Origin of the sequence: Dokdonella sp. (assembly GCF_044227025.1) — a bacterium.
GTDB lineage: Bacteria > Pseudomonadota > Gammaproteobacteria > Xanthomonadales > Rhodanobacteraceae > Dokdonella_A.
The window spans coordinates 317,350-339,503 of sequence record NZ_JBGAFX010000002.1 but is presented as its reverse complement, the minus strand read 5'-3'; the positions used below and the strand labels follow the sequence as shown (position 1 = coordinate 339,503).

Sequence of the window (22,154 nt, the reverse complement as noted above, 5' to 3'; positions counted from 1 at the left end):
AGCGCCATCTGGCCGCCCGGCTCGTCGCCCGTATCGTCGATTCCACGCGTCCCGCGCGGAAGTTCACCCATGTCCGCGTCGACCACCACAACCGGTGGCGACATCGGCTTTTCCTCGCTGCCGTTCACCGCTCAACCCTGCCCATTCAGCGAACGCGCCTCCGCCGATTCGGGAAATGCACGCAGCAGCTTGCGCGAGTACTCGCTCGCCCCGCTGGCATTGCCCAGGCGCAGTTCGATGTTGCGGCCGAGCATCAGCGCATCCGCGCGCGGATGCGACAGCGACTCGAAGCGTTGCACGAACGCACGCGCCTTGAAGTATTCACCCTTGTCATACAGCACGGCGCCGAGCGAAAGCAGCGCTTCCGAGTCGTTCTCATTCAGTGTCAGCGCCTGGCGCAGCAGTTTTTCCGCCTCCTCGCGCTTGCCGTCCTTGAGCAGGCAGGTGCCGTAGTTCGCCATCGCCAGCGCCGGCGTCTGGTAGAACGGATCGGCCAATGCGCGCTTGAAATACTCCCCGCCTTCGGCGTAGCGGCCCTGGTTGCAAAGGAACCGGCCGTAGTTGTTGCTCTCGGCGCCACCCTTCGGCTTCAGCTGTGCCGCGCGCCGGTAGTGTTCCTCGGCCTTCGGCAGGTCGTTGATGCTCTCGTAGAGCACCGCGATCACGGTGTGGGCGTCGACATAGTCGGGATTGAACTCGAGCGCCTTGTTGAGCTTTTCGAGCGCGACTTCCAGCTTGCCCTGTTGCAGATACTTCTGGCCGAGCTCGGTGTGCACGCGCGCGGCATCGTCCCGCTGCGTCGCGGCGTCTTCCTTCCTGACCGTATGAGCCGGCCCGCTCTGGCAACCGGCGAGCGCGCCCAGCGCGATCGACAGCAACACCGTCGAAGCCCATTCACGCCGCATCGGCCACGCTCCCTTCGAGTTTGCGGCGGAATTCCGCCTGGCGACGCGTCCGATCCATCACCTGCCCCTTGAGCTGGCCGCAGGCAGCGTCGATGTCGTCGCCGCGCGTGCGGCGAACCATCGTCAGTACGTCGGCATCGAGAAGGATCTTCTGGAAAGCGCGGATGACGTCCTCGTCGGAACGCTCGAAGCGCGTGCCGTGGAACGGGTTGAACGGGATCAGGTTGACCTTCGCCGGCAGGCGGCGCATGAGCTTGATCAGCTGGCGCGCATGTTCGGGCTGGTCGTTGACGCCTTTCAGCATCGTGTACTCGAACGTGATCGTCGTGCGCGGTCGGCGCGCGGCGTAGCGCGCGCAGGCGGCGAGTAGTTCATCGATCGGATACTTCTTGTTGAGCGGCACGAGTTCCGTGCGCAGTTCGTTGTTCGGTGCATGCAGCGAGACCGCGAGCGACACGTCACTCGACTCCGACAACTTGTCGATCATCGGCACCAGGCCGGCGGTCGACAGCGTCACGCGCTTGTTGGCAAGACCGAAACCTAGGTCGTCGCGCATCACGCTCATCGCGGTGACGACGTTGTCGAAATTCAGCAGCGGTTCGCCCATGCCCATCATGACGACATTGGTGAGCTTGCGCTGGTGGTGCGGCACGTTGCCGAGATGCTTCGCCGCGACCCATACCTGGCCGATGATCTCGGCCGCGGAAAGGTTGCGGTTGAAGCCCTGGGTGCCGGTCGAACAGAACTGGCAGTTGAGTCCGCAACCGATCTGCGAGGACACGCACAGCGTGCCGCGCGAGGTCTCCGGGATGAACACTGCCTCGATCGCGTTGCGGCCGTCCATGCCGAGCAGCCACTTGTATGTGCCGTCGCTCGCCTGCTTCTCGAGCAGCGTGTTCGGTGGCGTGATCTCGATCGCGTCGCTGAGCTTGTCGCGCAGCGCCTTGCCGACGTCGGTCATCTGCGCGAAGTCGGTGACGTGGCGGTGATAGACCCACTTCATGACCTGGTCGGCACGATACGGCTTCTCGCCGAGCTGCGCGAACAGGTCGCGCAGCCCCTTGCGGTCGTAGTCGAGCAGGTTGGCTTTCACCGTCGTCAACGCAGGTTCCTCAGCGTGCGCAGACTTCAGTGTCTGCGAAGAAGTAGGCGATTTCCACCTTTGCGGTTTCCGGCGCGTCGGAACCGTGCACGGCATTGGCGTCGATGGAGCTTGCGAAGTCCGCGCGGATCGTGCCCGGGGCCGCGTCCTTCGGATTCGTCGCACCCATGAGGTCGCGGTTCTTCAGCACCGCGCCTTCGCCCTCGAGCGCCTGGATCATCACCGGGCCGGAGATCATGAACTCGACCAGCGCATTGAAGAACGGACGCTCGCGATGCACGGCGTAGAAGCCTTCTGCTTCCTTGCGCGACAGATGCTTCATCTTCGCGGCAATGATCCTGAGACCGGCCTTCTCGAAGCGCGTGTAGATTTCGCCGATGACGTTCTTCGCGACCGCGTCGGGTTTGATGATGGAAAGGGTGCGCTCCAGCGCCATGAGCCGGTATCTCCGTGGATGAGTTGTTCAGGGGAACGGTCCGGATGGACCGTTTTATAACGCCAAACCCGCGCCAATCCGCGGGCTTAGCTCACATTATCGCGCAGGATTCTAGCTAATTGCGGGCGAGTTGGACACTGCCGCGACAATCCGGTTTGACCGATCGAGCGGTGTATCCTAACATTCAAACGATCGTTTGACCGATGAACCGCCCGCCGTGCGCATCGCATCACCCAGCTTTTCGACCAGGGAACGCATCCTCGGCGTGGCCGAGACGCTGTTCGCCCGCCACGGTTTTGCCGGTGCATCGCTGCGCCAGGTCACGGCGGCCGCAAAAGTAAACCTCGCTGCGGTGAACTACCACTTCGGTTCGAAGGAAAGCCTGATCGAGGAGGTATTCCGCCGCCGTCTCGACGAGCTCAACCGGCAACGCCTCGCCTCGCTGGCGGTCGTGCAGGCCGGCGAACCAGCGCTCGAGGATGTACTCGACGCCTTCATCCGTCCGGCGCTCGAGCAATCGATGGACGCGGCCGGGGGCACTGCATTCGTGCGCGTCCTGGCCCGCGCCTATGCCGAACACGACGAACGCCTGCGCAAGTTCCTGTCCGACAATTACGGCCATGTCCTGCGCGAATTCGCTACCGCTTTCGCTCGCTTGCTGCCGCATCTGGACAAGGAAGAGCTGTACTGGCGGCTCGACATCGTGGCAGGTGCACTTACGTATGCGATGGCCGATTTCGGCATGATCAAGCGAAAGGGCGATGTCACCGAACGCAGCCACCGCGAGCTTGCCGCCGCGCACCTGATCCGCTTTGCGGCCGCCGGCCTGCGGGCTGGAAGCTGAGGCGCGAAGTCCTGCAACCCTTGCCCGACCCAACAGAATTCCCGCCTGGAGCCTACCCGATGACCTCCCCTACTCCCCTTCGCATCCGCAAGGCGGCCGTGCTCGGCGCTGGCGTGATGGGCGCGCAGATCGCCGCCCATCTCGCGAATGCCGACGTCGAGACCCTGCTGTTCGACCTGCCGGCGAAGGATGGCGACAAGAACGGCATCGCCGCCAAGGCGATTGCGAACCTCGCCAAGCTGTCGCCTGCGCCGCTCGCGGAGAAATCGAAGGTCGTCGGAATCACGCCAGCGAACTACGACGAGCATCTCGAGGTGCTGCGTGGCTGCGACCTGATCATTGAAGCGATCGCGGAACGGCTCGACTGGAAGCTCGACCTCTACAAGAGGATTACGCCATATCTATCTGATTCTTCTGTTGTTGCGAGCAATACGTCGGGCTTGTCGATCAATGCGCTTGCCGAAGGACTGCCACCCGGCCTGCGCCCGCGCTTCAGCGGCATCCACTTCTTCAACCCGCCTCGCTACATGCATCTGGTCGAGCTGATCCCGGACCGCCAGACCGACCGCGGCGTGCTGGCCGGACTCGAGGCCTTCCTGACCACGACGCTCGGCAAGGGGGTGGTGCATGCCAAGGACACGCCTAACTTCATCGGCAACCGCATCGGCGTGTTCTCGATCCTCGCCACGATGCACCACACCGCGCAGTCCGGCCTCGGCTTCGATCTCGTCGATGCGTTGACCGGTCCCGCCATCGGCCGGCCGAAGAGCGCCACCTACCGCACCGCGGACGTGGTCGGCCTCGACACGATGGCGCACGTGATCAAGACGATGGCGGACACGCTGCCTAACGATCCCTGGCACGCGTACTTCCAGTCGCCGGAATGGCTGTCCGCGCTGATCGCCAAGGGTGCGCTCGGCCAGAAAACCGGCACTGGCATCTTCACCAAGCGCGGCAAGGACATCGTGGTGCTCGATCTCGCCCGGCAGGACTACGTTCCGGCCAGTGCGAAACCATCCGACGAAGTCGCTGCAATCCTCGCGATCAAGAATCCCGCCGAAAAATTCGGCAAGCTGCGCGCATCCGCCGACCCGCAGGCACAGTTCCTCTGGGCCGTGTTCCGCGACCTGTTCCACTACACGGCGTATCACCTCGCCGACATCGCCAACACCGCGCGCGATGTCGATTTCGCAATCCGCTGGGGCTACGGGTGGAGGCTCGGTCCGTTCGAGACCTGGCAGTCCGCCGGCTGGGCCGACGTCGCGAAATGGATCGCCGAGGACATCGCGTCCGGCAAGGCGATGAGCAAGGCGCCGCTGCCCGATTGGGTCGGCAAGGTCGACGGCGTTCATCACGCCGAAGGCTCGTATGCGCCACGTACGGGCAAGTACGAACCGCGCTCGACGCACCCGGTCTACGCGCGCCAGCTGTTCCCGGACGCACTGCTCGGCGAGAAGTTCGACACGGGCAAGACGCTGTGGGAAAACGACGGCGTGCGCCTGTGGCAGCTCGGCAATGACGGCGTCGGCATCGTTTCGTTCAAGACCAAGATGAACACGGTCAACGACGCCGTTCTCGACGGAATCCAGCAGGCTATCGACTACGCCGAGAAGAACCTCAAGGCGCTGGTGATCTGGCAGAGCGGCGATGCGTTCTCCGCCGGCGCCGATCTCAAGGGCATGCTCGGCTTCGTGCAGGCTGGCGAGATCGCGCGGCTCGAGGCGATGATCGCGAATTTCCAGAAGACCAGCATGCGGATCAAATACGCGCTGGTGCCTGTCGTCGCGGCCGTGCGGGGCCTCGCGCTCGGCGGCGGCTGCGAGTTCCAGATGCACTGCGCACGCACGGTCGCCGCCCTCGAGAGCTACGTCGGGCTGGTCGAAGCCGGTGTCGGACTGCTGCCCGCGGGCGGCGGCCTGAAGGAAATCGCGGTACGAGCTTCGCAACGAGCCGGTGACGGCGACGTGTTCCCGGAGATCAAGCGCATGTTCGAGGCGGTCGCGCAGGCGAAGCTTTCCGGGAGTGCGCTCGAAGCGAAGCAGCTCGGCGTGTTGCGTCCCGATGATGTGGTTGTCTTCAACGCGTTCGAATTGCTGCATGTGGCCAAGCAGGTCGCGGCAGCGATGGCCGAAACCGGATACCGTCCTGCCCTGCCCGCCAACAGCGTGACGATTGCCGGCGATGTCGGCCTCGCGACGCTCAAGATGGCACTGGTCAACATGCTCGAAGGGCGCTTCATCTCCGAACACGACAACGTGATCGCGACGCGCATCGGCGACGTGCTCTGCGGCGGCGCGATCGAACGCGGCTCGCAGGTCGACGAACAATGGCTGCTCGACCTCGAGCGCCGTCACTTCTTCGAACTCGCGCAGATGCCGAAGACGCAGGAGCGCATCGCGCACACGCTGACCACGGGCAAGCCACTGCGGAATTGAGCACGCGCACAAACCCAACGACTCCGTCGTCGCGGCGAACGCCGGGATCCAGCGTCTTCGAGGCACTGGGCCCCGGCGTTCGCCGGAGCGACGAAAATTCCCAATCGCGCCGGAGACTGTGCCGGCGCACAGGAGAATCACCATGACCCGCGAAATCCAGGACGCCTACATCGTCTCCGCCGTGCGCACGCCCGTCGGCAAGGCGCCGCGCGGCGTGTTCCGCAATACCCGCCCCGATGACCTGGTCGCGCACGTCCTGCGTGCCGCGATCGCCAAGGCGCCCGGCATCGACCCTGCCCTGATCGGGGACGCCATCATCGGTTGTGCGATGCCGGAGGCCGAGCAAGGCATGAACGTTGCGCGCATCGGTGTGCTGCTCGCCGGCCTGCCCGACACCGTGCCTGGTGTCACGATCAACCGCTTCTGTTCGTCCGGCTTGCAGGCGATCGCGATGGCTGCCGACCGCATTCGCCTCGGCGAGGCCGACCTCATGCTCGCCGGTGGCACCGAGAGCATGAGCATGGTGCCGATGATGGGGCACAAGATCGCGATGAACCCGGCCGCATTCAGCGACGACAACGTCGCCATCGCTTACGGCATGGGCATGACCGCCGAGAAGGTCGCCGAGCAGTGGAAGGTCAGTCGCGAGGATCAGGACGCGTTCGCGCTCGCCTCGCATCAGAAAGCGCTCGCCGCAATCGCAGCGGGCGAGTTCGCCGACGAGATCGCGCCGTTTGCGCTGGATGACCACTACCCCGACCTCGCCGCACACGCGATCCGCACCGACGCGCGCGTGATCGCAACGGACGAGGGCCCGCGCAAGGACACCAGTCTCGAAGGTCTGGCGAAGCTCAAGCCCGTATTCCGCATGGGCGGAAGCGTGACCGCCGGCAACTCCTCGCAGATGTCGGATGGCGCCGGCGCGCTGCTGCTCGCCAGCGGGAAGGCGATCAAGGACTACAACCTCACGCCGATCGCGCGTTTCGTCGGCTTCTCGGTGGCCGGTGTGAAGCCCGAGGTCATGGGCATCGGACCGATCGCCGCGATCCCGAAGGCGCTGGCGCAGGCAGGACTCAGGAAGGAACAGCTCGACTGGATCGAACTCAACGAGGCGTTCGCGGCGCAGGCACTCGCGGTGATCCGCGACGTCGGCCTCGATCCGACGAAGGTGAATCCGCTTGGCGGCGCGATCGCCCTCGGTCACCCGCTCGGAGCGACCGGCGCGGTGCGTGCCGCGACCCTGCTGCATGGCCTGCGTCGGCGCAAGCAGAAATACGGCATGGTCACGATGTGCATCGGCACCGGCATGGGCGCCGCCGGCATCTTCGAGGCGCTCTGAGTTGCGAGTGCGGCCGAACGTATTCGTCAGGTCGCACGTTTCGCCTTTACCCAGCAGGGCCCAGGCAGGGAGTGGCCGACGCGCGCGGCCCGGCGTGTGAGTTTCCGGAAGCTTCCGGACTACCCCGCAGGAACTGCCGCGCGATCGAGACCGACCTGCACCCAGCCGAGGCTGAGTCCGATGCGTGTCGCTTCCGGATTCGCCCACGCGTACGCGAGCGTGCGGCCGCTGCGATCGTCGACGATGGAAAGCTTGAGCACCGGCACGTTGCCTTCGCGGTAGGTGAGTCGTTCAAGCAACAGGGAATAACCCGACGGATTGCCGTCGCGGAATGCGAGTGTATAACGTCCACCCTCGCTGCCAAGGCGGACCTTGCGGTCCATGTGCCAGTCGTTGCTGTCGGCGGCCGCGTCCGGCCCTGCTCCGTTCACCGCGGCCCAGCCACCGAACACCTGAAGCCGGCGCAAGTCCTCGCGCGCATCCGCGCCACGCGCCTGGTCGACGTACAACCGCAGATGCAGCCATTCGCCCGTGCGATCGATCGTCAGCGGCAGCAACGCAGCCTGCGCACCGATGCCCGGCGCGAGCACCGCGCAGGCCTCGCCATTCGCGGAAAGACTGAGGCCGTTCGCGTCGACGCTGCCGTGCAACGCGCAGGCATCGAGCGGCACCCACTCTTTCGCGTCGAAGGCCTTCCCCAGCGCCGGATTCGCAACCGACGCGCGATGCGGCAGCATGATGACAGAGCCATCGGCGGCCACGCTGCGATGCAGCGCCCAGGTCGCCTCCAGCGGCGTGGTCGCGTCGAGCCGCACATGCCAGATCGACCAGTCGCCTGCCGGCAGCTCCTCGATCGAGACGACGAGGTGAGGCGCCACGATCGGCGTCGCGTTCTCGCGCCCGCCCCACACTTGCTCATGGTTGTCGTATTCCCCGCTGAGCACGGGGTTCGCCGGGAACGGCGCGGTGTGCGGCCCCAGGCGCCCGATGGTCTGGCAAGCCGCGAGCGTCAGCACGAGCATCACAACAATCAGGATTCGATTCATTCCCGAAGCATACCAGCGCGGCGATTCGGCGACGGGCGGCGCATCGGAGCGCGCCCCCGCTCGCTATAGTGCGCGCAGTTCCGGGGAGACTGCATGCATATCGAAATCCAGCGTGCCGACACGCGCCTGCGCCGGGTGACCATCGTCGTGCTTTTGCTGGCGGCCATCGCCGCCGCCGGCGTGATCCTGTTCGCGCACGACTGGATGATGCGGCAGGCGCTGGCGTCGACGCCGGAACAACTGGTTGCGCAGATGCGCCGCTGGCTGGGCTGGGCAAGCATTGGCTGCGGTGCATGCCTGCTCGCACTCGCGACGCACGCGTGGCGTCGTGGCCGCGCAGCCATCGCGCAACGCCGCTGGCCGGTCGCGAACGCGCGCGTGCTGCGGGACACGCCGGTAAAACACGGCGATGCAGCGCTCGGCGTCGCGCGCCTGCTGAACCTGGTGGCGTTGATGCTGCTTGCGTTCGCGGTTGCGATGGTCGCGCTGAGCTGGCGCCTGTTCTTGGTGGCCCACTGATCAGGCGCGCAACTTTTCCAGCGCCTGGTAAAGGTCCGCGATCAGCACGCTGGCATCTTCCAGTCCGATCGAAAGCCGCACCCGGTTGAGCAATGTTCCTGGCGTCGGTTGCAACGGCGCCTCGCGCGGGAAGACCGCGCAGACCGGGAACGCGAGGGATTCATACCCGCCCCACGACACCGTCATCAGGAAACGCCCGAGGCTGTCGCAGAAGCGCTCCACGGCGGCCACCTCGTCGGTATCCAGCTCGATTGTCAGCAGGCCGCTCGCACCGCGCAGCTGGCGTTCGCTCAAGTCCAGCTGCGGATTGTCCGCTGCATGCGGCGAGTACACGCGACGTACGCGTGGATCGCGTTCGAGAAAGGCCAGCACCTGCGCCGTCGTCTCCGCCACGCGCTGCATGCGCAGCGGCAACGTGCGCAGGCCACGGATCATCAGCCAGGCATCATGCGGCGCGAGGATCGCACCGAGCGTCATGTACGGGCCGCGGAATACCTCGCGCATCAGCGCGGAGCTGCCGCAGAGCGCGCCGGCGACGACGTCGCTGTGGCCGTTGAGGTACTTCGTGGCGGAATGCGCAACGAGGTCGATGCCGAGTGCGAGCGGTGACTGGTTCAGCGGCGTCGCATGGCTGTTGTCGCAGATCGTGCGGATGCCGCGCGCCTTCGCCAAGGTCGCGACTGCAGCGAGATCCTGCTGCTCGAACGTCATCGAGTTCGGGCTTTCGAGCACGATCAGGCGCGTGCGCTCGTTCAACGAGGATTCGAAGTTCGCGACATCGGTGCCATCGACGAAGGTCGTTTCGACCCCGAACCGCCCGAGCAGGTCCTTCAGCACCGCGCGCGTCCAGCTGTACGGTTTGGCAACGCAAACCACGTGGTCGCCGCCCGCGACGCAGGCGATCACGCCGGCGGACATCGCGGCGGCGCCGCTGCCGAACATCAGGCAGTCTTCTGCGCCTTCGAGCGCAGCAACCTTCTTGCGCAGGATCCCGACGGTCGGATTGTTGCCGCGTGTGTAGACGTGGTTGCCGAACTCGTCGCGGAATCCCGCGCGCATCGCGTCGACGGTCGGAAACGCGAAGATCGAGGACTGCACGATCGGCGGCGCGACCGCGCCGAAGTAGCTCGCGCGGTCTTCGCCGAGGTGGTTGAGTATGTAGCTGAGGTCGTTCGGCATGTCCTGGACGTCCGCCCTGCTCATCCGACGATCGCGCCAAGCTGGAAGATGGGCATGTACAACGAATAGATGCCTGCACACCAGAGCACTGCGGCGAGAACTACGCCGAAAACGAGCGCGGCGAGGCCACGACTCTCCTCGCGCGGCCATATCCACCATGCGACGACGACCAGCAGTGCCAGCAGGAACGCAAAATCATAGTAGTGCAGGATGAAGCGGGTGGCCCACGGCAGCTCAGTACCAAAGGAAACGAGCAGCGTCGCGAAATTCGGAATCAGCAGCTGCGCCAATACCCAGGAGACCAGGACTGGCGCCATGCCACCCATGATCAGGCCCGCATCCTTGTCCAACGAGTGCCTGCGGTGATCCGTGTCGGCCATCAGCGCAGCGACGCCATGAATTCGCGCGTAGCCTCCGCAAGCGCCGGATCCTCCAGCGCCATCGCCAGCGTCGCCTTGACGAGGCCGAGCTTGTTGCCGCAGTCGAAGCGAGTGCCTTCGAAGCGGTATGCGAGCACCTTGTTTTTTCCGAGCAGGGCCTCGATCGCATCGGTCAGCTGGATCTCGCCGCCGGCGCCCGGTTTGGTCTGCTCGAGCAATTCGAAAATGCGGCCCGGCAGCACGTAGCGGCCGACGATCGCGAGATTGGACGGCGCGACTTCGGGTTTCGGCTTCTCGACGACGTGCCGCATGCGCGCCGCACGACTGGCGTCGCCACCGGTGTCGACGATGCCGTACTTGTTGGTCTGGTCGCGCGGCACTTCCTCGACGGCGACGGCACCGGCGACGTCGCCGTCGAGGAGTGCGGTCATCTGGCGCAAGGCTCCGGGCTGCTTGCCGTTCCAGATCAGGTCGTCGGCCAGAACCACGCCGAACGGCTCGTCTCCGACCACAGGTCTTGCGCACAACACCGCATGGCCGAGACCGAGCGCTTCCGGCTGGGTCACGAACACGCAGCGCACATGCTTGGGCAATGTCCCCTGCACGATCGCGAGCAGGTCGTTCTTGCCCGACTGCGCGAGCTTGCTCTCGAGTTCGTATGCCTTATCGAAATAGTCCGCGATCGCGTGCTTGTAGCGGTTGGTGACGAACACGAGCGTGTCGGCGCCGGCGTCGACCGCTTCGTCGACCGCGTACTGGATCAGCGGTCGATCGAGCACCGGCAGCATTTCCTTCGCGACGACCTTGGTCGCTGGCAGGAAACGCGTGCCGAGACCAGCAACGGGAAAGACGACTTTGCGCAAACGCTGGCTCATGCGATGTCCTTCTTGATGGCGATGACGTTGTCGGTCGCGATATCCGGGTTGGCGAATTCGGGCAGCAGATGATCGAGGATGGCGCGCAGGGCCACTTCGTCGAACTCGCGCACGGCCGCCTCGGCCTTGCCCAGTTGCGCGATCAGCAGTGACCAGGCCATCGCGCGCGGTTGGGCCAGGAAGATCTTCGCGTGCGCGGTGTCGGTGTAGCGCTCGAGCGGGTGGAACAGTTCCTCGAACAACTTTTCGCCCGGTCGCAGGCCGGTGTAGACGATCGCGATGTCGCTGCCTTCGTGCTTGCCGGCAAGACGGATCATCTGCTCGGCGAGGTCGCGGATGCGCAACGGCTCGCCCATGTCGAGCGCGAAGATCTCGCCACCGTTGCCGAGCACGGCCGCCTGCAGGATCAGCTGGCAGGCTTCCGGGATGGTCATGAAATAGCGGGTGATCTCCGGATGCGTCACCGTGACCGGACCGCCGTTCCGTATCTGTTCGCGGAAACGCGGCACCACCGAACCGGCCGAATCGAGCACATTGCCGAACCGCACCGTGATGAAGCGGGTATGCGAGGTCTGCGCAAAGTTCTGGCAGAACAGTTCCGCCACGCGCTTGCACGCGCCCATCACACTGGTCGGATTGACCGCCTTGTCGGTGGAGATCAGCACGAAACAGTCGGTGCCGTGGCGGTCGGCCGCCTCCGCCACGACGCGAGTTCCGAGCACGTTGTTGCGAAATGCCTCGCGCACTTGCCCCTGCAGCATCGGCACGTGCTTGTAGGCGGCCGCATGGAATACGACTTCCGGATGGGCTTCGGCGAACACGCGCTCGCAAGCCACCGGGTCGCCGCAATGCCCGAGCCACGCATTCAGCAGCAGATCCGGGTGGTCGCGCCGCAGCTCCTGTTCGATCGTGTACAGGTTGTACTCGGACTGGTCGAGCACGCTGAGCGATTCGACGCCGAGGCGCGCGACCTGGCGGCACAACTCCGATCCGATCGAGCCGCCACCGCCCGTGACGAGGACACGCCGTCCCGCGAGCCGCGTGCGGATCGCGGTCCAGTCGAGCTGCACCGGTTCGCGTCCGAGCAGATCCTCGATCGCGACCTCCTTGAGTTCGTTGAAGCTGGAGCGGCCTGCGACGACATCCTCCAGGCGCGGCACGGTTCGGAACGGCACGCCGGTCTCTTCGCACAGGTCGACCGCGCGGCGCATCTGCGTCTTGTTGGCGGCCGGCATCGCGATGACCAGCATTTCTGCTGCAGTTTCGCGCGCGAGCTGCGGCAGTTGATCGAGCGTTCCAAGCACGGGCACGCCATGCACGCGCGCGCCGCGCAATTGCGTGTTGTCGTCGAGGAAGCCGACCGGTGAGTAGCGATTCTCGCGGCGCAGATCGCGCACCAGCGCCTCTCCGGCCTTGCCGGCGCCGAGAACGAGCACGCGCTGACTTGGTGCCCGCGCGACGAAATCGAGGCGACTGTCCTTCCAGTAGCGGTACAGCAGGCGCGGCGTGCCGAGCAGTACCGACAGCACCAGCGGATAAACGACCAGCACCGTGCGCGGCACGGTCTCAAGGCGGTTGTAGATCGCCAGGGTCATCGCGATCGCGAGCGCGCCGAGCACCGCCGCCTTTGCGATGTTCCACAAATCCGGCAGGCTCGCGAAGCGCCACAGTCCCTTGTACAACCCGGTCCACCAGAAGATCGCGCCCTGCGCGCCCAGCACCAGCCAGACCTCGGTGCCGAACAGCGCCACCGGCGACGGATTCGGCGCCAGCGACCAGCGCATCATGCTGACCGCGGTCCAGGCGAGCCAGACCATCAGCATGTCGTTGCCGACAACGGCGAGGCGTGGATGGATGGCGGCGACTAACTTACGCGGCATTTCGGCTCCGTTCGCACGCGCGCCGCAGGCACCAGCGCTTGCCGAACCACCAGGTGGCGGTCGCGAGTGCGTACACGGTGACAGCGGGAGCGAGTCCGGTGGGCATCGGGTAATCCGGCACGAGATTCATCCAGCCAACGACAGGCAATGCCACCAGCAAGTTCCAACCCATGTACAACGCGACGACCCGGGCATGCGGGAAACCGCTGCGGACGAGCCACTGGTACAGGTGTTCGCGGTGCGCACTATACCAACGCCGCCCGCGGAACATGCGCAACAACAACGTGCAGGTTGCGTCGGTGACGAAGGCGGAACATGCGACGAGGGCAGAGGCGATGGTGAGACTGCCGTATGCGATGCCGAGCCAGGCCACGGCAGCGATGAGGAACCCGAGTGAGCCGGAACCGACGTCGCCCATGAAGATCGCCGCACGCGGTGCATTCGAAGGCAGGAATCCCGCCACTGCCGCCGCGACGACGATCGCCAGCGCGAAACCGCCGCCATCGCCGGCCAACGCAATCGCTGCGAAGGTCAGCAGCACGAACAAGGCCTGGCTCGCGAGCAGGCCGTCGATGCCGTCCATGAAGTTGTGCAGGTTGATGGACCAGACAACACTGAGCGCGATCGCCACGCCGATTCCAGCGAGCGACCACGACCACGGCATTCCGGGGCGGAGCACGATCGCCGCGGAAAGCAGCAGCGCCGCCAACAGGTGCGCGGCCAGCCGCGGCAAAACACCCAGCGGGCGATGGTCGTCGAGCCAACCCGCGCAGGCGACGACGAGCGTGCCGGCCAGAAGACTCGCGAGGATGCGCTGGTCCCCCCGCGATTGCGCGGTGGCGAGCGCGACCGCCAACGCCAGTGCCAACGGGACTATCACGGCGACGACGATGCCGATGCCGCCGCCACGCGGAGTCGGCACCTCATGCGAGCGCCGCTGCCCGGGTTGATCGATCAACTGGCGTCGATGGGCGTAGCGGATTGCCAGACGTGTCGCGATCAGCGACAACAGGAAGACGATTCCGGGAATGATCAGGAACGCTGGATCGAACGTCGCCGTCATGCGCCGGCTCCGTCCTACTCGCCGACCACGCCGTGGATCGGTCGCACCGTACCCCAGCTCTTGCAGCTCGGGCACTGCCAGTGGTGCGCCTTGGCGCCGAAGCCGCAGCGGTTGCAGCGGTACATCGCCTTGCCCTCGACCAGCTGGCGCGTGAGGTCGCGCAACGTCAGGAAGTTCTCGCGCGCCTCGCCACTGGCGATGTGCAGGTTGACGTCGATCAAGGCCATCAGCGCGCGCACCGACGGGCGTTGGCGCAGGACGCGATTGAGGAAGTCGACGGCGGTACTCTCGCCGCGCGTGGTCGCGTAGAGCTTGGCCAGCGCCAGCACCGGCGACACGCCCTGATAGCGCTCGGTGATGCCCTGCAGGAACTCCTCGGCGCGCTGCATGCGTTGCGCGCGCGCATAACAGTCGAGCAGCGGGGATAGGATTTCCGGCACATAGTCGATGTCGAGATCGGCGACCCGTTCGAACGCGTGGATCGCGGCATCCAGATCGCCCGAGGCGGCCTCGATATGACCGAGGATCATGCTCGCGCGCACGCAGGTCGGTTCGACCGCGAAGGCATCCGCGACATGCGCGCGTGCGTCGTCGCGAACGCCCTGCGCGCGCGCCTGGTCGGCGAGCTCGCAGTGAAACTGCGCGATCACGGCGCCTTGCGACTCGCCGGTTGCGCGCTCCAGTCGCTGCGCGTGCTCGATCGCCTTGTCCCAGTCGCGCTCATGCTGGTAGATCGCGATCAGGTGCTTCAGTGCGGATGGCGCCAGCGCGTCCATCGCGACGAGGTCGGCGAACAGCGTCTCTGCCCGATCGAGCAGGCCGGCGCGCATGTAGTCCTCGCCGAGTTCGAGCAGGGCGACGGTCTTCTCTTCCTGGCTGAGGCTCGGCCTGGCGATCAGGTTCTGGTGCACGCGGATCGCACGATCGACCTCGCCGCGCCGGCGGAACAGGTTGCCGAGGGCGAGGTGCGTCTCGACCGTGTCGCGGTTGATGTCGGCGAGCTTGAGGAACACCTCGATCGCCTTGTCCTGCTGCTCGTTGAGCAGGTAGTTGAGGCCACGGAAGTAGCTGGTCGACAACTCGCTCACGCGCGCGCCGGACTTGCGTTCGCTGCGACGGCGACCGAGCACCCAGCCGGAAAACGCCGCGATCGGCAGCAGGAAGAACAGCAAGGCGACGACGTTGTTCATGTTTCGTCGCTTCCGCGCAAGCCGTTGCCCGTGCGTGCCCGCATCTCGCCGAGCGCACGCGTCTGGCGGCGCATGCGCGGCAGCTGGCCGAGCCACGCGACGAGTCCGCCGAGCAGCCAACCGATCAGCAAAGCGCACAACAACGCGCCGCCCAATGGCACCTCGACCTGCACGAAATGGAAATCGATGGCGACATGCGCGCCGTTGAGTGCACCGAACAAGGCGCCGAGTGCGATGACGCAGAGGAACAGGACGATCAGGATCGGGCGCATGGCGTCGAGCGATGTTCGGACCGGAGGATGATATCGGGTCCGCAGCCCTGGCCGCTCAGCGGGATCCCGCGTCGCCCTGGCCGGACACGTTTCAGGCCGGCTCGACGGCGCTATCGCCGTTGCCGTTGACACGCTCGCGCAGTTCCTTGCCGGGCTTGAAATGCGGCACATGCTTGCCCGGGAGGGCGACCGAGTCGCCGGTCTTCGGGTTGCGACCCATGCGTGGCGGACGGTAGTGCAGCGAAAAACTGCCGAAGCCGCGAATCTCGATGCGCTCGCCGTTCGACAATGAATGGCTCATCTGCTCCAGCACGCTCTTGACGGCGAGTTCGACGTCGTTCGCGGCGAGATGCTTCTGGCGTAGTGCGAGGGATTCGATCAGTTCGGACTTGGTCATCGCTGTCGGGAAAGTTGCCGGTCCAAAAAAACGCGCACCGTCGCCGGTGCGCGCATGTTGCAGCAGCGCGCGGGAATGTACCGCGCGCCGATTCCTGCATCAGCGGTTCAGCTGTTCCTTCAGCAACGCGCCGAGCTTGGTCGTGCCGCCGGTCGCACTCTGGTATTCCTCCAGCGTGGTGGCGAGCTCTTCCTCGTCCTTCGCGCGGATCGAGAGCTGCAGGCTGCGGCCCTTGCGATCCATGCCGGTGAACTTCGCCTCGACCGTATCGCCGACCTTGAGGTGCTGGGTCGCGTCGTCCACGCGTTCCTTGGCGATGTCGTTCGCGCGCAGGTAACCCTCGATACCTTCGGCGATGTCGATGGTCGCGCCCTTGGCGTCGACTTCGCGCACCGTGCCGGTGAGGATGCTGCCACGCGGATGCGCCGCCATGAACTGACCGAACGGATCCTGCTCGAGCTGCTTGATACCGAGCGAGATGCGCTCGCGCTCCGGATCGACTGCAAGCACGACCGCTTCGATCTCGTCGCCCTTCTTGAAGTTGCGCACGAGGTCTTCGCCAGTGGTCTGCCACGAGATGTCGGACAGGTGCACGAGGCCGTCGATGCCGCCGTCGAGACCGACGAAGATGCCGAAGTCGGTGATCGACTTGATCGTGCCCGAAACCTTGTCGTTCTTCTTGTGGATCGCGGCGAACGCTTCCCACGGGTTGGCACGGGTCTGCTTCATGCCGAGCGAGATGCGGCGACGCTCTTCATCGACGTCCAGCACCATGACTTCGACTTCGTCACCGACCTGCACGACCTTGGCCGGGTTGACGTTCTTGTTGGTCCAGTCCATCTCGGAGACGTGCACGAGTCCCTCGACGCCCGGCTCCAGCTCGACGAAGCAGCCGTAGTCGGTGACGTTGGAGACCTTGCCCAGCAGACGCGTATTGCTCGGGTAGCGACGCGCGATGGCAACCCACGGATCTTCGCCGAGCTGCTTGAGGCCGAGCGAGACGCGGTTGCGCTCGCGATCGAACTTCAGCACGCGCACGTCCAGTTCGTCGCCGACATTGACGACTTCGGACGGGTGTCGGACGCGCTTCCACGCCATGTCGGTGATGTGCAGCAGGCCATCGATGCCGCCGAGGTCGACGAACGCACCGTAATCGGTGAGGTTCTTGACCACGCCCTTGACGACCGCGCCCTCGACCAGCTTGTCGAGCAGCTGTTCGCGCTCGGCGCTGAATTCGCTCTCGACGACGGCGCGGCGCGAGACCACGACGTTGTTGCGCTTGCGGTCGAGCTTGATGATCTTGAACTCGAGTTCCTTGCCCTCGAGGTACGACGGGTCGCGCACCGGGCGCACGTCGACCAGCGAGCCCGGCAGGAATGCGCGGACGTCCTTGATATCGACCGTGAAACCACCCTTGACCTTGCCGGAAATGCGGCCGGTGATGGCGGCATTGGCGGTCTGCGCTTCTTCGAGCTCGTCCCACACCAGCGAGCGCTTGGCCTTCTCGCGCGAGAGCATGGTCTCGCCGAAGCCATTCTCGATCGCATCGAGCGCGACCTTCACGTCGTCGCCCACGCGGATTTCGAGCTCACCCCGCTCGTTCTTGAACTGTTCGATCGGGATGATGCCTTCGGACTTGAGGCCGGCGTTCACGACGACCACGTCGGAACGGATCTCGACCACGGTACCGGTGACGATCGCGCCATTGCGCAGCTTGGCGAGCGATTGGCTCTGCTCGAACAGTTCGGCGAAACTTTCAGTCATGTTGATTCCAGTTGGGAACAGGCCACCGCCCCGACCGGGGTCGACAACCCACCTTCAGAAGATGCGTTGAACGCCGCATCATTGCGCTGCCGGCAGATTGCCGGCGATCCCTTTTGCGGCGATGAACCTCAGCCGGGACGCACCACCGCAAGCACGCGCGCGATCACCTGATCGATCGGGATCGCGGTACTGTCGATGATCACTGCCCCTGCCGCCGGCTTCAACGGCGCCACCTTGCGGGTCGCGTCGCGTTCGTCGCGGGCTTCGATCTCGCGCAAAAGGGATGCGAGTGTAACAGTCAACCCCTTTTCCTTCAACTGCTTATAGCGCCTGCGTGCACGCTCCTCGGCGCTCGCGGTAAGGAAGATCTTGTGTTCGGCGTCGCTGAACACGACCGTGCCCATGTCGCGCCCGTCCGCGACCAGGCCCGGCGCCCGGCGGAATGAGCGCTGCTTGTCGAACAGGGCGGCCCGAACAGCGGGAATTGCGGCAATCGCCGAGGCAGCTGCGCCGCAGGTCTCGGTGCGCAGTTCGTCGGTCGCATCGTGCCCATTGACGACGACGCGCGTCTCGCCGCCGTCCTTCGGATCGCGAAACCCGATCTTTGTCGTTTCCGCACAACGGGTTACGGCAGCCGCATCGGACAGGTCAATGCCCGCCATGCCGGCGGCATAGCCGACCGCCCGGTAGATCGCGCCGGAATCGAGGAGGTGCCAGCCGAGCGCGTCGGCGACCGCACGACTGATCGTGCCCTTGCCGGAGCCGGATGGGCCGTCGATGGTGAGGACGGGAACGGGTTTGTCGGTCCGATTCATGCGGCTGGGCGTGGCGCCGGGAGGGTCGCGGATTCTAGCCCGGACGCCGCGCGCCTGCCGATGGGCGAGCGATCGAACGCCCCTGGCGCTACGTCGTCGAGGGCGCGTTCGCCGTCAGGGCGAAGCCGCAGCCATTGGCCAATTCCGTGAATCCCGGGAACGAGGTTGCGACGTTGGCGCAATCGGCGATGCGCACGGCGCCGCGTGCCACGAGGCCCGCAACGGCAAAGCCCATCGCGATGCGGTGGTCGCCGCCGCTGTCGACGTCGCCCCCACCCACCGCGCCACCGTGGATGGCGGCGCCGTCCGGCGTTTCGTCGATCGCGACGCCGAGCCTGCGCAGGCCTTGCGCCATGACCGCGATGCGATCCGACTCCTTCACGCGCAGTTCGGCCGCACCGCTCACGCGGGTTGCGCCTTGGGCAACCGATGCGGCGACGAACAGTGCCGGGAACTCGTCGATCATGTCCGGCACGAAGTCGACCGGCACGTCGATGCCGTGCAGCGGCGCATGGCGTACTTCGAGGTCGGCCACGCGCTCGCCGCCCTGTTCGCGCGCCGCATGCTCGCGGATGTCGGCGCCCATCAGGCGCAGTACCTGCAGCAGGCCGGTGCGACGTGGATTGAGGCCGACCGCGCGCAACAGCAGGCGCGAACCCGGAACGATGCTCGCGGCGACGAGGAAGAATGCGGCCGACGAGAAATCGGAAGGGACGACCACTTCGGTCGCTCGCAGGCGATGCCCGCCCGACAGGCGCGCCCTGCCCGGTTCGAATGCGATCGGCCAACCGAACGCGGCGAGCATGCGTTCGGTGTAGTCGCGCGTGGGATGCGCTTCGCGCACTTCGGTTTCGCCGGATGCGTAGAGGCCGGCGAGCAGGATCGCGGATTTCACCTGCGCACTCGCGACCGGCAATTCGTAATCGATGCCGCGCAGGTTCGCTCCGCCGCGGATGTGCAGCGGCGGCAAGCCACCCGCTCCGGATTCGATCGTGGCACCCATCGCCGAAAGCGGCTCGATCACGCGCCGCATCGGACGCTTCGACAGCGACTCGTCGCCGCTCAACGTGCTGTCGAACGCCTGCCCGGCGAGCAGGCCGGTGAGCAGGCGCATGCCGGTGCCGGCGTTGCCGCAGTCGAGCGACGCGCGCGGTGCGTGCAGTCCATGAAGGCCTACGCCGTGAACGACGCGCCGCGACGCCGACGGCGCCTCGATGCGCACGCCCATGTCGGTGAAGATGCGTGCGGTCGCCCGCGTGTCCTCGCCTTCGAGGAAGCCTTCGATGTTGGACGTTCCCTCGGCGAGCGCGGCGAGCATGATCGCGCGGTGCGAGATCGACTTGTCGCCAGGCACCGTCAGCTCGCCGCCCAGAGGGCCGGCCGGATGGCTGATCCAGTCGATGCGTTCGGTCGTCATTTCGTCCAGCTCGCCTGGCAACTGAGCGGAGCGCCTTCGCGAGCAGGGCCAAAAAAGCAGCTGTGCACCGGCATCGGCGCCCGACTAGTCATCCAAAGCTCCGAGCAGGCGTTCGTTCTCGGTGCGGCTGCCGACGCTGATGCGCAGTGTGTGACCCAACCCATAGCCGCCCATCGGACGCACGATCACTCCGCGTTCGAACAGCTGGCGTTCGAAGTCCGTGGCATCGCGGCCAAGATCGACCAGCAGGAAGTTCGTCTGCGAGGGAAATACCGCGTGGCCGCGTGCGGCGAGTTCCTCGCGCAACCAGTTGCGCTCGTCGCGGTTGAACGCGCGCACGTGCTCGAGGTGATCATCATCCTCCAGTGCCGCTACGGCGCCGGCCAGTGCGACGTGGTTGACGTTGAACGACTCGCGCAGGCGCTCGAGCACGCCAACGACACTTGCATGCGCGACGAGGTAGCCGACGCGCAAACCGGCGAGCGCGTACGCTTTCGAAAACGTGCGCGTCACGACAAGGTTCGCATGGCGCTCCACGAGACGCAGTGCGCTCGTCAAGCCCGGCACGCCGACGTACTCGTGATAGGCCTCGTCGACGACGACCAGGACATTGCCGGGCACGCGAGCGAGGAATCGCTCGAGTGCTGCGTCGTCGAACCAGGTGCCGGTGGGGTTGTTCGGATTGGCAAGATAGACGATGCGCGTGTCGGCACGCACTGCGGCCGCGAGCGCATCGAGATCATGGCCATACGGCGCGCTTGCGTGCGCACGCGGCAAAGCCGGTACGCGGATCGGCTGCGCCGCGGCTGCGGCGGTGGCGATCGGGAACACCGCGAAACCGTATTGCGAGAACACGATCGAATGCGCGGGGTCCGCAAAGCACTGCGCCAGCAGCATCAGGAGTTCATGCGAGCCGTTGCCGAGCGCGATGCGCTCCGCGCCAACTCCAAGGTGCGCGGACAACGCGGCCTTCAGAGCGGCGCCGCGCGGATCGGGATAACGCCAGCTGTGGGCGAGCGCCGCATGCATCGCCTCCAGCGCACGAGGGCTCGGCCCGAGCGGATTCTCGTTCGAGCCTAGCTCGGCAATCGCGGCACCGAAGCGCTTGCGCAATGCCGGCAGGTCGTGGCCGGGATCATAGGCACGCAGCGCTGACGTCGCCGCGTTGGCGAGATGCGCTGCGTCGAACGTCACGGCACGGCAACCGGGTAGGAGCCGAGCACCTTGATCTCCGACGCGTGCGCGTCGAGTTCGGCCAATGCCTGCTTCATTGCCTCGTCCTCGACGTGACCGGCGAGGTCGATGAAGAAGCCGTACTCCCACTTCGCCTGGTGCGACGGCCGCGATTCGATCCGGTTCATGCTGATGCCATGCCGCGCGAAAGGACTCAGCACGTTGAACAGGGCGCCGGGCTGGTCCTTGATGAACACGAGTACGGACGTGCGATCGTGGCCCGAGGTCGGGAAGATCTGCCGGCCGAGCACGAGGAAACGCGTGGTGTTGTCGGCGTGATCCTCGATCGACTTCATGATGACTTTCTTGAGTCCGTAGACGTGGCCAGCCGACTCGCCGCCGATCGCTGCCGCGTCATCGGCATTGCGCGCACGCCGCGCGCCTTCCGCGTTGCTCGAAACCGGCACCTTCTCGACCTCCGGCAGGTTCGAGCGCAGCCAGCCCGCTGTCTGGGCGAACGATTGCGGATGCGCGTAGATACGCTCGATGTCCTCGATGCGCCCGGAGCGCGACAGCAGGAACTGATGCACGCGCAGCTCGACTTCGCCGCAGATCTTGAGATTCGAGGTCAGGAACATGTCGAGCGTGACCTGGATCGTGCCCTGCCCCGAATTCTCGACCGGCACCACGCCGAAATCGGCATTGCCCGCTTCAACTTCCTGGAATACTTCCTCGATGCTCGCCATCGGCAGGCCGTGCGCGGATCGACCGAAGTGCTTCTGCACGGCCTGCTGGCTGAAGGTGCCTTCCGGTCCGAGATACCCGACCTTTAGCGGTTCCTGCTGCGCGAGGCAGGCGGACATGATCTCGCGGAACACGTGCACCAGCAGTTCGTCGCTGAGCGGTCCCTCGTTACGATCGACCACCATGCGCAGGACCTGCGCTTCACGCTCCGGCCGGTAGTAGTCGACCGCGGCCGCGAGTTTGCCCTTGGCCTTGCCGACCTGGTGCGCGAAGTTCGCGCGCTCGGCGATCAGCGCCTGGATCTGCCGATCGATACCGTCGATGCGCGCGCGCACCTCGACGAGATTCGGCGCGGGCGTCGCGGCATCGGCACTCATGG

The 22,154-nt window shown here is 65.7% G+C and carries 21 protein-coding genes; 4 read left to right on the top strand and 17 right to left on the bottom strand.

Annotation, left to right across the window (positions count from 1 at the left end; genetic code table 11):
• Positions 1 to 131: 131 nt before the first annotated feature.
• The 3 genes from pilW to ndk are packed head-to-tail and all read right to left on the bottom strand — an operon-like array spanning position 132 to position 2,443.
• Complete coding sequence (pilW, locus tag ACILRJ_RS05800; protein ID WP_395681302.1) at positions 132 to 905, bottom strand: type IV pilus biogenesis/stability protein PilW; 774 nt, start codon at positions 903 to 905, stop codon at positions 132 to 134.
• Entirely contained in the window at positions 895 to 2,007 is a 1,113-nt protein-coding gene (gene rlmN / locus ACILRJ_RS05795; RefSeq protein WP_395681300.1) for a 23S rRNA (adenine(2503)-C(2))-methyltransferase RlmN, read from the bottom strand. The genes pilW and rlmN overlap by 11 nt, the downstream gene beginning before the upstream one ends.
• A gap of 10 nt (positions 2,008 to 2,017) precedes the next feature.
• Positions 2,018 to 2,443, bottom strand: coding sequence for a nucleoside-diphosphate kinase (gene ndk / locus ACILRJ_RS05790; protein ID WP_395681298.1), 426 nt, complete (start codon positions 2,441 to 2,443; stop codon positions 2,018 to 2,020).
• A gap of 196 nt (positions 2,444 to 2,639) precedes the next feature.
• Here ndk and ACILRJ_RS05785 point away from each other — a divergent pair, with 196 nt between their 5' ends.
• The 3 genes from ACILRJ_RS05785 to ACILRJ_RS05775 all read left to right on the top strand — a co-directional run bounded on the left by ACILRJ_RS05785 (position 2,640) and on the right by ACILRJ_RS05775 (position 7,061).
• On the top strand, positions 2,640 to 3,287 hold the full coding sequence (locus ACILRJ_RS05785) for a TetR/AcrR family transcriptional regulator (RefSeq protein ID WP_395681296.1): 648 nt from the start codon (positions 2,640 to 2,642) through the stop codon (positions 3,285 to 3,287).
• 59 nt (positions 3,288 to 3,346) lie between these two features.
• Positions 3,347 to 5,722 carry a 3-hydroxyacyl-CoA dehydrogenase/enoyl-CoA hydratase family protein gene (locus ACILRJ_RS05780; protein ID WP_395681294.1) on the top strand — a complete coding sequence of 792 codons (2,376 nt, stop codon included), beginning with the start codon at positions 3,347 to 3,349 and terminating at the stop codon, positions 5,720 to 5,722.
• A gap of 142 nt (positions 5,723 to 5,864) precedes the next feature.
• Positions 5,865 to 7,061 (top strand): acetyl-CoA C-acyltransferase, encoded by a 1,197-nt coding sequence (locus ACILRJ_RS05775; protein WP_395681292.1) that lies wholly within the window; start codon positions 5,865 to 5,867, stop codon positions 7,059 to 7,061.
• A gap of 119 nt (positions 7,062 to 7,180) precedes the next feature.
• Here ACILRJ_RS05775 and ACILRJ_RS05770 read toward each other — a convergent pair whose 3' ends face one another.
• On the bottom strand, positions 7,181 to 8,083 hold the full coding sequence (locus ACILRJ_RS05770; RefSeq protein WP_395681290.1) for a hypothetical protein: 903 nt from the start codon (positions 8,081 to 8,083) through the stop codon (positions 7,181 to 7,183).
• Positions 8,084 to 8,200: 117 nt separating this feature from the next.
• Here ACILRJ_RS05770 and ACILRJ_RS05765 point away from each other — a divergent pair, with 117 nt between their 5' ends.
• Complete coding sequence (locus tag ACILRJ_RS05765; RefSeq protein ID WP_395681288.1) at positions 8,201 to 8,626, top strand: hypothetical protein; 426 nt, start codon at positions 8,201 to 8,203, stop codon at positions 8,624 to 8,626.
• Here ACILRJ_RS05765 and ACILRJ_RS05760 read toward each other — a convergent pair whose 3' ends face one another.
• The 13 genes from ACILRJ_RS05760 to pheA all read right to left on the bottom strand — a co-directional run bounded on the left by ACILRJ_RS05760 (position 8,627) and on the right by pheA (position 22,152).
• On the bottom strand, positions 8,627 to 9,829 hold the full coding sequence (locus tag ACILRJ_RS05760; protein ID WP_395681286.1) for a trans-sulfuration enzyme family protein: 1,203 nt from the start codon (positions 9,827 to 9,829) through the stop codon (positions 8,627 to 8,629).
• The gene (locus ACILRJ_RS05755) at positions 9,826 to 10,185 is read right to left on the bottom strand and encodes a hypothetical protein (RefSeq protein WP_395681284.1); all 360 of its coding nucleotides are present in this window, start codon (positions 10,183 to 10,185) and stop codon (positions 9,826 to 9,828) included. The genes ACILRJ_RS05760 and ACILRJ_RS05755 overlap by 4 nt, the downstream gene beginning before the upstream one ends.
• The gene (gene galU / locus ACILRJ_RS05750) at positions 10,185 to 11,060 is read right to left on the bottom strand and encodes a UTP--glucose-1-phosphate uridylyltransferase GalU (RefSeq protein WP_395681282.1); all 876 of its coding nucleotides are present in this window, start codon (positions 11,058 to 11,060) and stop codon (positions 10,185 to 10,187) included. Before galU ends, ACILRJ_RS05755 begins: the two co-directional genes overlap by 1 nt.
• Complete coding sequence (locus ACILRJ_RS05745) at positions 11,057 to 12,940, bottom strand: polysaccharide biosynthesis protein (protein WP_395681280.1); 1,884 nt, start codon at positions 12,938 to 12,940, stop codon at positions 11,057 to 11,059. Before ACILRJ_RS05745 ends, galU begins: the two co-directional genes overlap by 4 nt.
• On the bottom strand, positions 12,930 to 14,003 hold the full coding sequence (locus ACILRJ_RS05740; protein WP_395681278.1) for a glycosyltransferase family 4 protein: 1,074 nt from the start codon (positions 14,001 to 14,003) through the stop codon (positions 12,930 to 12,932). The genes ACILRJ_RS05745 and ACILRJ_RS05740 overlap by 11 nt, the downstream gene beginning before the upstream one ends.
• 14 nt (positions 14,004 to 14,017) lie before the next feature.
• Positions 14,018 to 15,193 (bottom strand): lipopolysaccharide assembly protein LapB, encoded by a 1,176-nt coding sequence (gene lapB / locus ACILRJ_RS05735; RefSeq protein WP_395681276.1) that lies wholly within the window; start codon positions 15,191 to 15,193, stop codon positions 14,018 to 14,020.
• Positions 15,190 to 15,465, bottom strand: a complete 276-nt coding sequence (locus ACILRJ_RS05730; RefSeq protein WP_395681274.1) for a lipopolysaccharide assembly protein LapA domain-containing protein — start codon at positions 15,463 to 15,465, stop codon at positions 15,190 to 15,192. The genes lapB and ACILRJ_RS05730 overlap by 4 nt, the downstream gene beginning before the upstream one ends.
• A 91-nt stretch (positions 15,466 to 15,556) precedes the next feature.
• Positions 15,557 to 15,862: an integration host factor subunit beta gene (locus tag ACILRJ_RS05725; protein ID WP_395681272.1), complete on the bottom strand. Its 306-nt coding sequence runs from the start codon at positions 15,860 to 15,862 to the stop codon at positions 15,557 to 15,559.
• A 99-nt stretch (positions 15,863 to 15,961) separates the two neighbouring features.
• Entirely contained in the window at positions 15,962 to 17,626 is a 1,665-nt protein-coding gene (gene rpsA, locus ACILRJ_RS05720; protein WP_395681270.1) for a 30S ribosomal protein S1, read from the bottom strand.
• 128 nt (positions 17,627 to 17,754) lie between these two features.
• On the bottom strand, positions 17,755 to 18,441 hold the full coding sequence (gene cmk, locus ACILRJ_RS05715) for a (d)CMP kinase (RefSeq protein ID WP_395681268.1): 687 nt from the start codon (positions 18,439 to 18,441) through the stop codon (positions 17,755 to 17,757).
• Between the two features lie 88 nt (positions 18,442 to 18,529).
• On the bottom strand, positions 18,530 to 19,858 hold the full coding sequence (aroA, locus tag ACILRJ_RS05710; protein ID WP_395681266.1) for a 3-phosphoshikimate 1-carboxyvinyltransferase: 1,329 nt from the start codon (positions 19,856 to 19,858) through the stop codon (positions 18,530 to 18,532).
• A gap of 84 nt (positions 19,859 to 19,942) precedes the next feature.
• Entirely contained in the window at positions 19,943 to 21,052 is a 1,110-nt protein-coding gene (gene hisC, locus ACILRJ_RS05705; RefSeq protein ID WP_395681264.1) for a histidinol-phosphate transaminase, read from the bottom strand.
• Positions 21,049 to 22,152, bottom strand: coding sequence for a prephenate dehydratase (gene pheA / locus ACILRJ_RS05700; RefSeq protein ID WP_395681262.1), 1,104 nt, complete (start codon positions 22,150 to 22,152; stop codon positions 21,049 to 21,051). The genes hisC and pheA overlap by 4 nt, the downstream gene beginning before the upstream one ends.
• Positions 22,153 to 22,154: the final 2 nt, after the last annotated feature.